This is a genomic window from Nocardioides rotundus (assembly GCF_019931675.1).
Classification (GTDB): domain Bacteria; phylum Actinomycetota; class Actinomycetes; order Propionibacteriales; family Nocardioidaceae; genus Nocardioides; species Nocardioides rotundus.
Window position 1 is genome coordinate 2,747,924 of the sequence record NZ_CP082922.1, and the last position, 14,590, is coordinate 2,762,513.

Below are 14,590 nucleotides of genomic sequence, written 5' to 3' on the forward strand. Positions count from 1 at the left end.
GCGCAGGCGATTCCGGCGCATACATTCGTCTCAAATGTGACCTGGATCAACCACCGACACCGGACCGTTATGGGAACGTTGCCGTCCGGATTTCACTCCTCGGGGAAGGGTGCGACCAGGCCGGGCCGGTCGGCGACCACGAGCCGCCCGGCGGCCAGGTCCACGGTGGGGACGAGCGCGGCCACGAACGGGACCAGGACCTCGCGTCCGTCGGTGGTGCGGACCTCCAGCAGGTCCTGCGCTGCGTTGTGCCGCACCCCGGTCAGCTCCCCCAGCTCGCGGCCCTCGGTGTCGACCACCGCGAGGCCGACCAGCTGGTGGTCGTAGAACTCCTCGGGGTCCTCGGGCACGGCGTCGGGGGCCAGCGTGGCGTGCAGGAGGGTGCCCCGCAGCCGCTCGGCCGCCGTACGGTCCTCCACGCCCTCGAAGGCGACCAGCAGGACCTGCTGGTGCCACCGGCTGCGGGCCACCGTCAGCCGCTCCGGCGGAGCCTCGGCGGCGTCGCGGGCCGGCGCGGTGCGCAACGAGGCGCCCGGGGCGAAGCGGCGGTCGGGCTCGTCGGTGCGTACGTCGATGGTGAGCTCGCCGCGGATGCCGTGCGGCTTCCCGACCCGACCGACCAGGACCTCGATCTCCTCCACCCGGAGAAGGCTACGGGCGCCGCTCCCCGGGGGGAACGGCGCCCGTGGCGCGGTGCTCGGCAGGCGGCTCAGCGACGCCGGTCGGTGTCGACGAAGTCGACCCGGGTGCCGCCTCGGCCGGCGAGGGCGGACATGACCGTGCGGAACGCGGTGGCGGTGCGGCCGGAGCGGCCGATCACCTTGCCGAGGTCCTCGGGGTTGACCCGGACCTCGAGCAGCGATCCGCCCCGCACGCGCTTGTCGCGCACGGTGACGTCGTCGGGGTTGTCCACGACGCCCCGCACCAGGTGCTCGAGCGCCTCGGCCAGCATCGCGGAGCTCACGACTCGTCGGTCGCCTTCTCCTCGGTGCCCTCGGTGGCCTCGTTCGCCTCGATGGCCTCGGCCACCTCCTGGCGCTCCTCGGCCGGGGCGTCGGAGGCTTCCTCGACGGCGGTCTCCTGGCCGGCGGTCTCCTCGGCGGCCTTCTTCTCGGCCTCGGCGTCAGCGGCGGCCGCCTCGTCCTTCTTCTTGGCGGCCTTCTTGGTGACGGCCTCCTCCTTGGGCGCGCTCTGCGCGTCCTTGAGGGCCTCGTTGAAGATGTCGAGCTTCGACTTCTTCTCCGGGGCGGTCTTCAGGGTGCCCTCGGCACCCGGCTCGCCCTTGAACTTCTGCCAGTCGCCGGTGATCTTGAAGATCGCGGCCACGGCGTCCGAGGGCTGCGCGCCCACGCCGAGCCAGTACTGCGCCCGCTCGGAGACCACGTCGATGTAGGACGGGTCCTCCTTGGGGTGGTACTTGCCGATCTCCTCGATGACGCGACCGTCGCGCTTCTTGCGCGAGTCGACGACGACGATGCGGTACTGCGGAACCCGGATCTTGCCCAGGCGCTTCAGGCGGATCTTGACGGCCACGGGTGTGGTGTCTCCTCGATGAGCTAAAAGAACGGTGGATGAGCCCGGCGCTGCCAGGTGGGGACCGGACGCCGTACTCGCGGGGCCTGTGTGCACCGGGTGAGAGGGTCCGGAGCACGCAGGACTCAGCGGGTGATTCTGCCAGAAGGAGTACGGCGCCGCCGAATCCGCCCGGGCTCACGCCACGACGGCGCCTCGCAGCACGACGCGGGTGGGGCTCGCCAGGACGCCCAGGTCGGCGCGCGGGTCGGCGTCGTAGACCACGAAGTCGGCGGGAGCCCCCTCCTCGAGCCCGGAGTTCCAGCCCAGCCACTCCCGGCCTCGCCAGCTCGCCGCGGCGACGGCGTCCACGGCCGGCATGCCGATCCGGTTGAGGGCGGCGACCTCGCCGGCGATGTTGCCGTGCCGGGTCACTCCGCCGTTGTCGGTGCCGGTGTAGATCGGCACGCCCGCCTCGTAGGCGGCCATGATCGTCGCGGGCATCCGCTCGTAGAGGTCGCGCATCCGGGCGGCGTACGCCGGGAACTTGGCCTCCCCGGCCTGCGCGTGCTCGGGGAACTTGTCCAGCTGCATGACCGTCGGCACCAGAGCGGTCCCGTGCTCGACCATCGCGTCGACCAGGTCCTCGGAGAGTCCGGTGCCGTGCTCGATGCAGTCGATGCCCGCCGCGATCAGGCCGGGCAGCACGTCGGGGCCGAAGCAGTGCGCGGTCACCTTGGCGCCCTCGGCGTGGGCCGCGTCGATCGCCGCCGCGAACGTCTCGGCCGGGAAGGACGGGGCCAGATCGCCGGTGTCGCGGGAGATCCAGTCCCCCACCAGCTTGATCCAGCCATCGCCGCGGCGGGCCTCCTGCGCGGCGAACTCCACCAGCTGCTCCGGCTCGACCTCGTGGGCGTAGTTGCGGATGTAGCGGCGGGTGCGCGCGATGTGGCGGCCGCAGCGGATCAGCCGGGGCAGGTCGTCGCGATCGTGCATCCAGGCGGTGTCGAGGGCGGACCCGCAGTCGCGCAGCAGCAGCGCGCCGGCGTCGCGGTCGGAGATCGCCTGCGCCTCGGCCTGCTCGTCGGTTCCGGCACCGTCCTCCTCCAGGCCGATGTGGCAGTGCGCGTCGACCAGGCCGGGGACCAGCCAGCCCGACGCGGCGGTCTCGGCGCCCGCCTGCGGCTCGTAGGTGATCCGCCCGTCCACGACGTACACCTCGACGCTCTCCCCGTCGGGAAGGGCCGGTCCGGTGAACCTCAGCGCGGTCATGGAGCGAACGTACCGGCTCCGGGCCCGCGTGGGGCCACCCCCACTAGGGTCGCCGCGTGACCCCGTCCGCCCTCCTGGCCCGCCACCGGCACAACGTCCGGCTGCTGGCCCGCTTCGCGCTGGTGGGCGCCACCGGGGTCGTGGTCAACCTGCTCGTGCTCGTGCTGGTCAAGCGGCTGGGTCCCGGGGTGGACGTGGAGGCGCTGCCGCTGCCCTTCGGGGAATTCCACGTGCGCTGGTACCACGTCTACTCCACCGTCGCGTTCCTCGTGGCCAACCTGTGGAACTACCAGCTCAACCGGACCTGGACCTTCGGCTCGTCGGGCCACGCCCGCTGGCTGCGGGAGTACGTCCCGTTCCTCGCCGTGGGCCTGCTGGGCCAGGCCGTCGGGCTGCTCCTGCTCACCCTGCTGATGCACCCGGGCTCGCCGATCGCGCTGCCGCGAGACCTGCTCGACGACTCGAGTGGGCTGCGGACCCGCCTCTACTGGGCCCAGCTGATCGTGATCGGGGTGGTCACGCCGCTCTCGTTCGTGCTGAACAAGGTCTGGACCTTCGCCGCGGTGCGGACCCTCCACCGTGGCGAGGGGCGGGCTACTTGAGGTACTTGGAGAAGTCCTTGGGCAGGTCCAGCGCCGCGGCGGCCTTCTCGTAGTCGATCTCCTCGCCGGGCTGCCCGAACGGGTTCGCGCCGGCGGACTCCTTGTCGGCCGCCTTCTTCTGCGCGGCCGCCTTGGCCGGGTTGCCGGAGCGGCGGCGGCCCTTGGCGGGCTTCTGCTTGCCCTTCTGCTTGCGGGCTCCCCCGGCGCCTGGCATCCCGGGCATGCCCGGCATGCCGGGCATCCCGCCGCCGCGCGCCATCTGCTCCATCATCTTGCGCGCTTCGAAGAACCGGTCGATGAGGGTGTTGACGTCGCTGACGGTGCGGCCCGAGCCGTTGGCGATCCGGGCCCGGCGGGAGCCGTTGATGATCTTCGGGTTGTCCCGCTCGGCGGGGGTCATCGACTGGATGATCGCCTGGATCCGGTCGATCTCGCGCTCGTCGAAGTTCTCCAGCTGGTCGCGGAACTGCCCCATCCCGGGCAGCATCCCCATGATCTTGCTCATCGACCCGAGCTTGCGGACCTGCTGCATCTGCTGGAGGAAGTCCTCCAGGGTGAAGCCGCCCTTGGTGCCGAGCTTCTCGGCGGCCTTCATGGCCTGGTCGGAGTCGAAGGCCTTCTCGGCCTGCTCGATCAGGGTGAGCACGTCGCCCATGTCGAGGATCCGGGAGGCCATCCGGTCGGGGTGGAAGAGGTCGAAATCGGTCATCTTCTCGCCCGCGGAGGCGAACATGACCGGCTTGCCGGTGATCTGCCGGATCGAGAGCGCCGCACCACCGCGGGCGTCGCCGTCGAGCTTGGTGAGCACCACGCCGTCGTACCCGACCCCGTCGAGGAACGCCTGCGCGGTCGTGACCGCGTCCTGGCCGATCATCGCGTCGACGACGAAGAGCACCTCGTCGGGCTGCGTGGCGTCGCGGATGTCCGCGGCCTGCTGCATCAGGTCGGCGTCGACGCCCAGCCGGCCCGCGGTGTCGATGATGACCACGTCGTGCAGGGTGCGCTTGGCCTCCTCCAGCGCGGCCCGCGCGACCTGCACCGGGTCGCCGACGCCGTTGCCGGGCTCGGGCGCGAAGACGGGTACGCCGACCCGCTCGCCGTTGACCTGCAGTTGGTTGACCGCGTTGGGGCGCTGCAGGTCGGCGGCGACCAGGAGCGGGGTCTTGTCCTGGCCCTTGAGCCACAGCGCGAGCTTGGCCGCGAGCGTGGTCTTGCCGGCGCCCTGGAGGCCGGCGAGCATGATGACGGTCGGGCCGCTCTTGGCGTAGCGCAGCCGCCGGGTCTCGCCGCCGAGGATCTCCACGAGCTCCTCGTTGACGATCTTGACGACCTGCTGGGCCGGGTTCAGCGCCCCGCTGACCTCCTCGCCGCGGGCCCGCTCCTTGACCGCGCCCACGAACTGCTTGACCACCGGCAGCGCGACGTCGGCCTCGAGCAGCGCGATCCGGATCTCCCGCGCGGTGGCGTCGATGTCGGCCTCGGAGAGGCGGCCCTTGCCGCGGAGGTTCTTGAAGGTGTCGGTGAGCCGGTCGGAGAGTGTGGCGAACACGGTGGTGAGTCAGTCCTCGTGAGGGGTGGTGAGGGGCGTTCGCACGACGCCCGTGGCTATCGCCCCAGCCTAACCGGTGAGCGCAGCCCGCACCGCATGCGCCGCGGCAGCGCCCCGCGGCTCCGAGAGCGCACCGGCCGCCTCCTCCTGGAGGTAGAACACGTCCACGGCCTGGGGGCCCAGGGTGTCGATGTGCGCGGAGCGGACCGAGATCCCGAGACCGGCCAGGGCGGCGCAGACCTGGTGGAGGACGCCGCGGTGGTCGCCGGCGCGGACCTCGAGCACGGTGGCCCGGGTCGACGCCTCGGGACGTACGGCGACGCTCGCGGCCGGCCCGCCCGGTCCGGGGCGCAAGCGGGCGGAGGGGTCGAGGCGGCCGGAGCGGACGGCGTCGTACCGCTGGCGCAGCACCGCGGGGTCGACCTCGACGTCGCTGACGTCCCACACCGACACGGCGTGCTCGGCCTGGCTCCACGCCCGGGCGCCGCGGACCGAGAGCCGGGAGAGGGCGAGGACGGCGGTGACGTCGGCCAACAGGCCGACCCGGTCGGTGGCGACCACGACCACCCGGCCACCGTCGCCTGAAGGCTCGATCCGGAACGACACCGCCGCGGGGTCCGCGACGACCTCGGCGGGCACGGGGATGTCGGCCTGCACGGGGCGCGGGGCGGGGCTCCCGGCCTCGCGGGCGGCGAGCAGGGCGTCGGTCCGGGCCGTGAGCGCGTCCACCAGACCGGCCCGCCAGGCCGTCCAGGCCTGCGGTGCCGTCGCGCGCGCGTCCGCCTCGGTCAACGCGCGCAGCAGGGCCAGCGCCTCGCGGGAGCCGACCGCGTCGGCGATCCCCGCGGCGGTCGCCGGGTCGTCGGGGTCGCGGCTGCTCGCCACCCGCGCGAGCAGCAGATGGTGTCGCACCAGGAGCCCGATGGTCACGCGGTCCTCGGGCGAGAAGCCCATCCGGGCGGCTACCTCGCACGCGATCGGCTCACCGGCCACGGAGTGCTCGACCAGGCCGCCCTTCCCGATGTCGTGCAGCAGCGCGGCCACGGCGAGCAGGTCGGGCCGGGCGACCCGGCGGATCAGCGGCCCGGCCTCCACGCACGTCTCCACGACGTGCCGGTCCACGGTGTAGCGGTGGATCACCGAGGCGTGCGGCAGCAGCCGGATCCGGTCCCACTCCGGCAGGATCCGGGCCAGGGCGCCGGTCTCCTCCAGCGTGCTCCACACCTCGCGCAGGCCCGGCCCGGCCACCAGCAGCCGCACCAGCAGCTGACGGGCCTCCGGCGGCCAGGGCTCCGGCAGCGGACTCCCCTCCGGCAGCGGACTCCCCTCCCGCACCAGGCGCGCCGCCGTGGCCGGCGCCAGCACGGCGTCCCGCTCGGCGGCCTCGGCGGCCGCCCGCAGCAGCAGCGTGGGGTCCGCGTCGGGCCGGGTACGGCGACCGAGCACGACCTCGCCCCGTGACAAGGCGAGGCCGTGCCCGATCGGCTCCAGGGCCGGCCCGCGGACGTCCCCCGCACGCCCTGGCCGGTCGATCACCCCGCCGGCGCGTCGCCACGCCAGCCGGGACAGGTGGGTCAGCCGCCGCCCGAGCTCGCGCACCCGCCGCTGCGCGGCCGCCTCGTCCGGCCACTCCAGCGTCTCGGCGAGCGGCCCCCACAGCTCCGGCGTGATGCGGTCGCTCCCCCGGCCTGCCACCTCGTGCAGCGCGTCCCGCACGTCCAGCAGCCGCCCTCGCACCCGCTGCACCTCCGGCGGCACGTCGACCAGCCAGGTCGCGACCAGCCCGGCCAGCACGACCGCGTCCCGCAGCCCTCCCTCGGCCTCCTTGAGGTCCGGGACGGCCGCGTGCCCGAGCTCTCCGACGGAGGCGTGCCGGCGCCGGGTGAGCTCGCGCAGCTCGGGGATCCGATCCCGTGCGGAGCGCCGCCAGTCCCCCAGGACGGCGGCCCGCAGCCGCAGCGTCAGGTTCGGGTCGCCGGCCAGGTGCCGCACGTCGAGCAGCCCCAGCGCCACCCGAACGTCCGCGGCGGCCTGCTCGACCATCTCCGGCAGTGTGCGGACCGCATGGTCCACCCGGGCGCCGGTGTCCCACAGCGGGTACCACAGCCGCTCCCCCAGCCCGCCGAGGTCGGCCTCCGGGTCGTGCACCAGCACCACGTCCAGGTCGGAGTACGGCGCCAGCTCGCCGCGGCCGTACCCGCCGACCGCCACGAGGGCGACCCCGGTCTCGGGGCCGCCCTCCACGTCGTACGCCTTGGCGCACAGCGCGTCGGCCGCGGCGGTCCGCTCGCGGCGTCCAGTGGCGGTCATGGGCTCGCGGTCAGAGCGCCGACTCGTCGCGGTCGCCGGTGCGGACCCGGACCACGGTGTCGACCGGGGAGACCCAGACCTTGCCGTCGCCGATCCGGCCGGTCTGCGCGGTCTTGGTGATGATCCCGACGACGTCCTCGGCGTCGGGGTCGTCGACCACGATCTCGATCCGGATCTTGGGCACCAGCGCGATGTCGTACTCCGCGCCGCGGTAGACCTCGGTGTGACCCTTCTGCCGGCCGTAGCCACTGACCTCCGAGACCGTCATCCCGGTGACGCCGAAGGTCTCCAGCGCCTCCCGGACGTCCTCCCACTTGTGCGGCTTGATCACCGCCGTGACGAGCTTCATGCCGTCGCTCCTTCGCTCTCGCGCTTCTCGTGGCGTCCCGCGGGGACCGGCACGTGGCCAGTCAGGCCGCGGCGGGCGCCGCTGGTGCCCTGCAGGTCGTAGGCCGCCTCGCCGTGCTCGGCGAAGTCGATGCCCTCGACCTCCTCGTCGTCCTCGACCCGCCAGCCGAGGGTGTACTTGATCGCCAGGCCGACCAGCAGGGTGGCCACGCCGCTCCACGCCATCGCATAGACGGCGACCAGCACCTGCACGAGCAGCTGCATCGCGCCGCCGCCGTAGAGCAGCCCGGTCCCGGTGGCGAGGAAGCCGATCCCGACCGTGCCGACGAGCCCGCCGACGAGGTGGACGCCGACGACGTCGAGGGAGTCGTCGTACCCCCACCGGTGCTTCAGGCCGACCGCGCAGGCGCAGAGCGCCCCGGCGACCAGGCCGAGCACGATCGACCCGACCGGGCTGAGCGCCCCGCAGGCCGGGGTGATGGCGACCAGCCCTGCCACGATGCCCGAGGCGGCGCCCAGCGAGGTGGCGCGCTTGTCCCGGATCCGCTCGACCGCGAGCCAGCCCAGCATCGCCGCGCAGGTGGCGACGGTGGTGTTGAGCCAGACCAGGCCGGACTCCTCCATCCAGTACTGCCCTGCGGCATCCCCGGTGAGGTCGCCGGGCACCCAGGAGCCGACGTTGAAGCCGAACCAGCCGAACCACAGCAGGCCGGCGCCGATCATGGTCAGGGTCAGGTTGTGCGGCTTCATCGGCTCCTTGCCGAAGCCCTTGCGGGCGCCGATGAGCAGGGCCAGCACCAGGCCGGCGACGCCGGCGTTGATGTGCACCACGGTGCCGCCGGCGTAGTCGATCGGCGCCACGTTCGCCGCACCGTCGCTCACTCCGGAGACCAGCGCGGCCAGGCCGTTCTCCGCGCCGGACAGGAAGCCGCCGCCCCACACCTGGTGGGCCAGGGGGAAGTAGGACAGCGTCACCCAGATCGGCACGAAGACCATCCAGGCCGAGAACCGCACCCGGTCGGCGATCGCGCCGCTGATCAGCGCGGCGGTGATCACCGCGAAGGTCAGCTGGAACGCGACCCCGATGTATCCCGCCGGCTCGATGCCGGCCAGCCCGAAGCTCTCGAAGGGGTTGTTGAACAGCAGCGCCACGTCCTGGGAGCCGTAGGACATGCTCCAGCCCCACAGGACGTAGACGATGCCGATCACCCCCAGGGCGCCGAACGACATCATCATCATGTTCAGGACGGACTTCGACCGGCTCATGCCCCCGTAGAACAGGGCGAGCGCGGGCACCGTCATCATCAGCACGAGGGACGCCGACATCAGCATCCAGGCGTGCAGGCCGTACTCCATAGGTCCTCCAGCTCAGATTGGGCTGGACCAACCCTGCGGCCCGGATGTTGCGTCGTACGGCGTCCCGTGTTGCGGTCAGGTGACGGCTGCGCCGCTCGTGTTACGGCTGTGTGAACTCAGCCCAGGATCGCGTCGGCGAACGCCTCGGGCGAGAACGGCGCCAGGTCGTCGGCGCCCTCGCCGATCCCGACCAGCTTGACCGGGACGCCGAGCTCCTTCTGCACCGCGACGACGATGCCGCCCTTGGCCGAGCCGTCGAGCTTGGTGAGCACGATGCCGGTGACGTCGACGACCTCGGAGAAGACCCGCGCCTGGATCAGGCCGTTCTGTCCCGTGGTGGCGTCGATGACCAGCAGCACCTCGGTCACCGGGGCGGTCTTCTCGATCACCCGCTTGACCTTGCCGAGCTCGTCCATCAGGCCGGCCTTGTTCTGCAGGCGGCCGGCGGTGTCGACCAGGACGGTGTCCACGCCCTCCTCGGCGCCCTTCTTCACCGCGTCGAAGGCCACCGACGCGGGGTCGGAGCCCTCCGGGCCGCGGACGGTCTCGACGCCGACCCGCTCGCCCCAGGTGGCGAGCTGGTCGACGGCCGCCGCACGGAAGGTGTCGGCGGCGCCGAGCACCACGGACTTGTCCTCGGCCACGAGGATCCGGGCGATCTTGCCGACGGTGGTGGTCTTGCCGGTGCCGTTGACGCCGACGACCAGGACCACGCCGGGCTGGCCGTCCGCGCCGCTGACCTGCAGGCGGCGGTCCATGTCCGGGCCGAGCAGGGAGATCAGCTCCTCGCGCAGGACGGTGCGCGCCTCCTCGCCGGTGGTGCCCTCGACCCGCAGCCGGGTCCGCAGGTTGCCCACCAGCTCCTGGGTGGGCTGCACGCCGATGTCGGCGGTCAGGAGGGTGTCCTCAATGTCCTCCCACGTGTCCTCGTCGAGGCGGTCGCGGGAGAGCAGAGCCAGCAGCCCCTTGCCCAGCAGGCCCTGGGAGCGGGAGAGCCGCTCGCGCAGCCGCACCAGGCGGGACTGGCGGCCCTCGGGGCGCTCCAGCGTCGGAGCCGGGGGCTCCTCGACCAGCACGTCCCCCGCGGGTTCGCCGCCCTCCTCGGGCGGCGCGGTGTCGGGCCGCTCCGGCCTCGAGATGACGTCGGTGCCGCCCTCCGGCGCCTGCCCGGACCGGCGACGGCCGACCCGGGTGACCAGGCCGGCGATGAGCAGGACGCCGACGACGGCGATCCCGATGACGGCATAGAGCCACTCCATGGTTGCCATGGGGCTCAGTCTCTCAGAGCGCTCAGCGGGTCAGCGGCGCGCCTCGACGTTGTCCACCGTCGGCGCCCGGTCGACGGCCCCGCGCATGGCCTTGCCGATCTGCGGGGCGACGGGCATCTCCTCGCCGCGGTGCGGGTAGGCCACGTAGACGACCACCGCGAGGGCGACGCCGAGCACGAGGACCATGGACAGCAGCAGGTACAGCACGGTGGGACAGCTCCTCGGGGGAAGTGAGCGGTGAACGTCCTCACGGTGCCACAGCCGGGCGCCTCCGCCCGGCACCCTGCGCCGGTCGGCCTGTCGCCGGGCTCAGGCAGGGGCGAGGGGGGCGAGCGCGTCCCGGACCACGTCGGGGAGGGGTACGACGGCCCGGCCGGCCTCGGGGTCGGTGTTGTCGACGTACACGTGCACGAAGCGGCCCTCGGCGGCCGCCTCCTCCCCCGGGCCCTGGAAGATGCCGACCCGGTAGGTGACCGAGGAGGTGCCCAGCCGCTCCACCGCCAGCCCCAGGTCGACCGGCTCGGGGTAGCCGACCTCGGCGAAGTAGCGGCAGCCCACCTCGGCCACGACGCCGATCGCGTCCAGGGTGCGGATGTCGGTGCCGGTGGCCTCGGCCAGGTGGGCGTTGACCGCGGTGTCGATCAGCTCGAAGTAGCGGGCGTTGTTGAGGTGGGCGTAGACGTCGACGTCGGCCCAGCGGGTGGTCGCCTGGCGCCACACGGCGTAGTCGGCGCGGGTCGGCCGGGGAGGCCGTCCGCCGCTCACGCGGGCTCCTCCTCGCGCAGCCGCTGGGAGATCACCGCCGAGACGCCGTCGCCGCGCATGGTCACGCCGTACAGCGCGTCGCCGACCTCCATGGTGCGCTTCTGGTGGGTGATGACCAGCAGCTGGCTGTGCGCGCGGAGCTCCTCGTAGATCTCCAGCAGCCGGCCCAGGTTGGTGTCGTCCAGGGCGGCCTCGACCTCGTCGAGGATGTAGAACGGCGAGGGCCGGGCCTTGAAGAGGGAGACCAGGAACGCGACCGCGACCAGGGAGCGCTCGCCGCCGGAGAGCAGGGAGAGCCGCTTGACCTTCTTGCCCGGTGGCCGGGCCTCCACCTCGACGCCGGTGGTGAGCATGTCGTCGGGGTCGGTGAGCACCAAGCGCCCCTCGCCGCCGGGGAAGAGCCGGGCGAAGGTGGCGTCGAAGGCCTTCTGCACGTCCGCGTACGCCTCGGTGAAGACCTGCTCCACCCGCTCGTCGACCTCCTTGACGATGTCGAGGAGGTCCTTGCGGGTGGACTTGAGGTCCTCCAGCTGCTCGGTGAGGAACTTGTGCCGCTCCTCCATCGCGGAGAACTCCTCCAGCGCGAGCGGGTTGACCCGGCCGAGCATGTTCAGGGCCCGCTCGGCGGCCTTGAGCCGCTTCTGCTGCTCCTCGCGGACGAACGGGACCGGGTCGGGGACGCTGCCGTCCTCGTCGGGCGCCTCGGTGGAGGGGACGAGCTGGTCGGGGCCGTAGTCGCCGACCAGGCCGTCGGCGTCCAGGCCGAGCTCCTCCAGGGCGCGCTCCTCCAGCTGCTCGATCCGCATCCGCTGCTGGGTGCGCAGCATCTCGTCGCGGTGCACGGTGTTGACCAGCTCGTCGTGCTCCCGGCCCAGGTCGCGCAGCCGGGCACGGACGTCCATCAGCTCCTGCTCGCGGCCGGCGCGGGACTCCTCGACTCGGGAGCGGGCGGCCGTGGCCAGGTCGACCGAGGCGTCCAGCCGGGACAGGACGTGGGCCACTGCGGTGCCGACCGCCTCGGCGGCCCGGCCCTCGCGGAGCAGCCGCTCGCGCCGCTCGGCGTTGCGGGCCCGCTTCTCGCGCTCGGCGCGGGCGGCCCGGTCCAGCCCGTCCGCGCGGCCGTGCAGGGCGCGCGCCCGCTCCTCGGCGGTGCGCAGCGCCAGCCGGGCGTCCATCTCGCCCTGGCGGGCGGCCCGGGCGGCCTCGGCCAGCCGCTCGCTCTCGCTGGTGTCCGGCTCCTCCTCCGGCGCGTCCTCGGCCCGGGCCAGCCGCTCCTCCAGCTCGCCCAGCCCGCTGAGCGCCTGGGCGTGCGCCTCCTCGGCCTGGGCGATCGAGGTGGTCAGCCGCTCGGCCTCGCCGTGCGCGGCGCGCGCCTGGGAGCCGTACTGACCCAGCTCCTCGGCCACCGCCGCCAGCGTGGCGTCGGACTCGTGCAGCTTCGCCATCGCGACGTCGACCCGCTTCTGCGCCTCCAGCCGCTCGGCCTCGACGCGGGAGATCTCGAAGCCGAGTCGCTCGGAGGCGGCGGACGCCTCGTCGAGCTGGGCGCGGGCCTCGTCGACGGCGGCCTGGATCTCGATCAGCGACTGCTCGCTGCCCGACCCGCCGGTCGCGAAGTGCGTGCCGAGCACGTCACCGTCGCGGGTCACGGCCGTGACGTCGGGCAGGTCGCGGACCAGCACCTGGGCGGCGGCGAGATTCTCGACCACGGCCACCTTGAACAGCAGCCGGGACAGCGCTCCGCCCAGGTCGTCGGGGGCGTCGACCACGTCGACGGCGTACGACGCACCCTCGGGCAGGCCGGGCCAGTCGCCGTCGGCGGCGGGGGCGCCGCCGAGGACCAGACCGGCGCGGCCCAGGTCGTCGTCCTTGAGTCGGCCCAGGGCCTCCAGCGCGGCGTCCGCGCCGGAGACGGCGACCGCGTCGGCGGCGTTGCCGAGCGCAGCGGCCACCGCGGCCTCGTAGCCGGAGCGGACCGAGAGCAGCGCGGCCACCGAGCCGAGCAGGCCGGAGACCTGGTCGGAGGCGGCCAGCAGGGCGCCGGCGCCGTCCTTGCGGGCCAGGCCCATCTCCAGCGCGTCGCGCCGGGCGGCCAGGGAGGCGCGGTCGCGGTCGGCCTGCTGGACCTCGTCGCGCAGCTTGGCCAGCCGCTCCTCGAGGTCGTCCAGCGCGCCGGCGGCGGCCTCGTGCTCGGCGTCCAGCCCCTCCTCGCCGGCGTCCAGCCCGGCGACCTTGGTCTCCAGGGCGGTGAACTGCCGCTGGGCCCGCTCGGCGCGGGCGGCCGCCTCCTCGCGGGCGGCGGTGAGCCGGCCGACCTCGTCCTCGGCGGCCGACGCGCGGGACTTCAGCGCGTTGACCTGCCCGTGCAGCCGGGCCAGCCCCTCGCGGCGGTCGGCGGCGGCGCGCTGCAGGCCGGCGACGCGGCGGTCCTCCTCGGCGGCAGCGTCCTCGGCGGCCTTGCGCGCGGAGACCGCCTGCTCCAGGCCGGTGCGCTGCTGCTCGACCTCGGCGCCGATCTGCCGCTCCTGCTCACGGACCCGGGCGGCCTCGGCCTCCAGCTCCTCGGGGTCGCGGCCGGTCTCCTCGTCCTCCGCGCCGGTGTGCTCGGCGTTGCGCACCCGCTCGGCGGCCAGCGCCTGGGTGCCGCGCAGCCGCTCGCGCAGCCCGGACAGGCCGAACCAGGTCTCCTGGGCCTGCGCCAGCGCGGGCAGGTCCTCGCGGAGCGCGGCCTCGAGCGCGGTCTCGGCCTCCCGGGCCTCGGCGAGCGCCTTCTCGATCGCCTCGCGGCGCTCGACGAGCACCGACTCGTCGGCCAGCTCCTGCTCCAGCGAGGTGCGGGCGGCGACCAGATCGTCGGCGAGCAGCCGGGCCCGGGCGTCGCGGACGTCGGCCTGGACGCTCTGCGCCTTGCGGGCCACCTCGGCCTGCCGGCCCAGGGGCTTGAGCTGGCGGCGGATCTCGCTGAGCAGATCGTTGAGGCGGGTGAGGTTGCCCTCGGTGGAGTCCAGCTTCCGCAGCGCCTTCTCCTTGCGCTTGCGGTGCTTGAGGACGCCGGCGGCCTCCTCGATGAAGCCGCGGCGGTCCTCCGGCGTGGCGTGCAGGATCGAGTCGAGCTGGCCCTGGCCGACGATGACGTGCATCTCCCGGCCGATGCCGGAGTCGCTCAGCAGCTCCTGGACGTCCAGCAGCCGGCAAGTGGTGCCGTTGATGGCGTACTCCGAGCCGCCGTTGCGGAACATGGTGCGGCTGATCGTCACCTCGGAGTAGTCGATCGGCAGCGCCCCGTCGGAGTTGTCGATCGTCAGCTGGACCTCGGCGCGCCCCAGCGGCGGGCGCCCGGAGGTGCCGGCGAAGATGACGTCCTCCATCTTGCCGCCGCGCAGGCTCTTGGCCCCCTGCTCGCCCATCACCCAGGCCAGAGCGTCCACCACGTTGGACTTGCCCGAGCCGTTGGGGCCCACGATGCAGGTGATGCCCGGCTCCAGCTGCAGGTTCGTGGAGGAGGCGAAGGACTTGAACCCCTTGAGGGTCAGGCTCTTCAGATACACGCTCTTGTGGCTCCTACGTCGCAGTCCGCCGGGGAAGGCAGCACGGTCAGCCTACGCTGA

At 73.4% G+C, this 14,590-nt stretch carries 12 protein-coding genes and 1 pseudogene; 1 reads left to right on the top strand and 12 read right to left on the bottom strand.

The window, feature by feature from the left end:
* Positions 1 to 92: 92 nt before the first annotated feature.
* From rimM to K8W59_RS13480, 4 genes and pseudogenes are all read right to left on the bottom strand, one after another.
* Complete coding sequence (gene rimM, locus K8W59_RS13465; RefSeq protein ID WP_223394687.1) at positions 93 to 641, bottom strand: ribosome maturation factor RimM; 549 nt, start codon at positions 639 to 641, stop codon at positions 93 to 95.
* Between the two features lie 68 nt (positions 642 to 709).
* The gene (locus K8W59_RS13470) at positions 710 to 952 is read right to left on the bottom strand and encodes an RNA-binding protein (RefSeq protein ID WP_223399802.1); all 243 of its coding nucleotides are present in this window, start codon (positions 950 to 952) and stop codon (positions 710 to 712) included.
* Positions 953 to 1,086: 134 nt separating this feature from the next.
* Positions 1,087 to 1,533: pseudogene (rpsP, locus tag K8W59_RS13475) on the bottom strand (30S ribosomal protein S16); the annotation flags it as partial.
* A 177-nt stretch (positions 1,534 to 1,710) separates the two neighbouring features.
* Positions 1,711 to 2,784, bottom strand: a complete 1,074-nt coding sequence (locus K8W59_RS13480; RefSeq protein ID WP_223394691.1) for an amidohydrolase family protein — start codon at positions 2,782 to 2,784, stop codon at positions 1,711 to 1,713.
* Between the two features lie 56 nt (positions 2,785 to 2,840).
* On the opposite strand from K8W59_RS13480, the gene K8W59_RS13485 reads away from it, so the two are divergent.
* Positions 2,841 to 3,386 (top strand): GtrA family protein, encoded by a 546-nt coding sequence (locus tag K8W59_RS13485; protein WP_223394693.1) that lies wholly within the window; start codon positions 2,841 to 2,843, stop codon positions 3,384 to 3,386.
* Here K8W59_RS13485 and ffh read toward each other — a convergent pair.
* The 8 genes from ffh to smc all read right to left on the bottom strand — a co-directional run bounded on the left by ffh (position 3,379) and on the right by smc (position 14,530).
* The gene (gene ffh / locus K8W59_RS13490) at positions 3,379 to 4,935 is read right to left on the bottom strand and encodes a signal recognition particle protein (RefSeq protein WP_223394695.1); all 1,557 of its coding nucleotides are present in this window, start codon (positions 4,933 to 4,935) and stop codon (positions 3,379 to 3,381) included. The two genes, K8W59_RS13485 and ffh, sit on opposite strands and share 8 nt — an antisense overlap.
* Before the next feature lie 69 nt (positions 4,936 to 5,004).
* Positions 5,005 to 7,245 (bottom strand): [protein-PII] uridylyltransferase, encoded by a 2,241-nt coding sequence (locus tag K8W59_RS13495; RefSeq protein WP_223394697.1) that lies wholly within the window; start codon positions 7,243 to 7,245, stop codon positions 5,005 to 5,007.
* Positions 7,246 to 7,255: 10 nt separating this feature from the next.
* A complete protein-coding gene (locus tag K8W59_RS13500; RefSeq protein WP_223394699.1) occupies positions 7,256 to 7,594 on the bottom strand; it encodes a P-II family nitrogen regulator in 339 nt (112 codons plus the stop codon).
* Entirely contained in the window at positions 7,591 to 8,949 is a 1,359-nt protein-coding gene (locus tag K8W59_RS13505; protein ID WP_223394701.1) for an ammonium transporter, read from the bottom strand. Before K8W59_RS13505 ends, K8W59_RS13500 begins: the two co-directional genes overlap by 4 nt.
* A gap of 116 nt (positions 8,950 to 9,065) precedes the next feature.
* Positions 9,066 to 10,208 carry a signal recognition particle-docking protein FtsY gene (ftsY, locus tag K8W59_RS13510; RefSeq protein WP_223399804.1) on the bottom strand — a complete coding sequence of 381 codons (1,143 nt, stop codon included), beginning with the start codon at positions 10,206 to 10,208 and terminating at the stop codon, positions 9,066 to 9,068.
* Positions 10,209 to 10,247: 39 nt separating this feature from the next.
* A complete protein-coding gene (locus K8W59_RS13515; protein WP_223394703.1) occupies positions 10,248 to 10,424 on the bottom strand; it encodes a hypothetical protein in 177 nt (58 codons plus the stop codon).
* Positions 10,425 to 10,526: 102 nt separating this feature from the next.
* On the bottom strand, positions 10,527 to 10,982 hold the full coding sequence (locus K8W59_RS13520) for an acyl-CoA thioesterase (protein ID WP_223394704.1): 456 nt from the start codon (positions 10,980 to 10,982) through the stop codon (positions 10,527 to 10,529).
* The gene (smc, locus tag K8W59_RS13525; protein ID WP_223394706.1) at positions 10,979 to 14,530 is read right to left on the bottom strand and encodes a chromosome segregation protein SMC; all 3,552 of its coding nucleotides are present in this window, start codon (positions 14,528 to 14,530) and stop codon (positions 10,979 to 10,981) included. The genes K8W59_RS13520 and smc overlap by 4 nt, the downstream gene beginning before the upstream one ends.
* Positions 14,531 to 14,590: the final 60 nt, after the last annotated feature.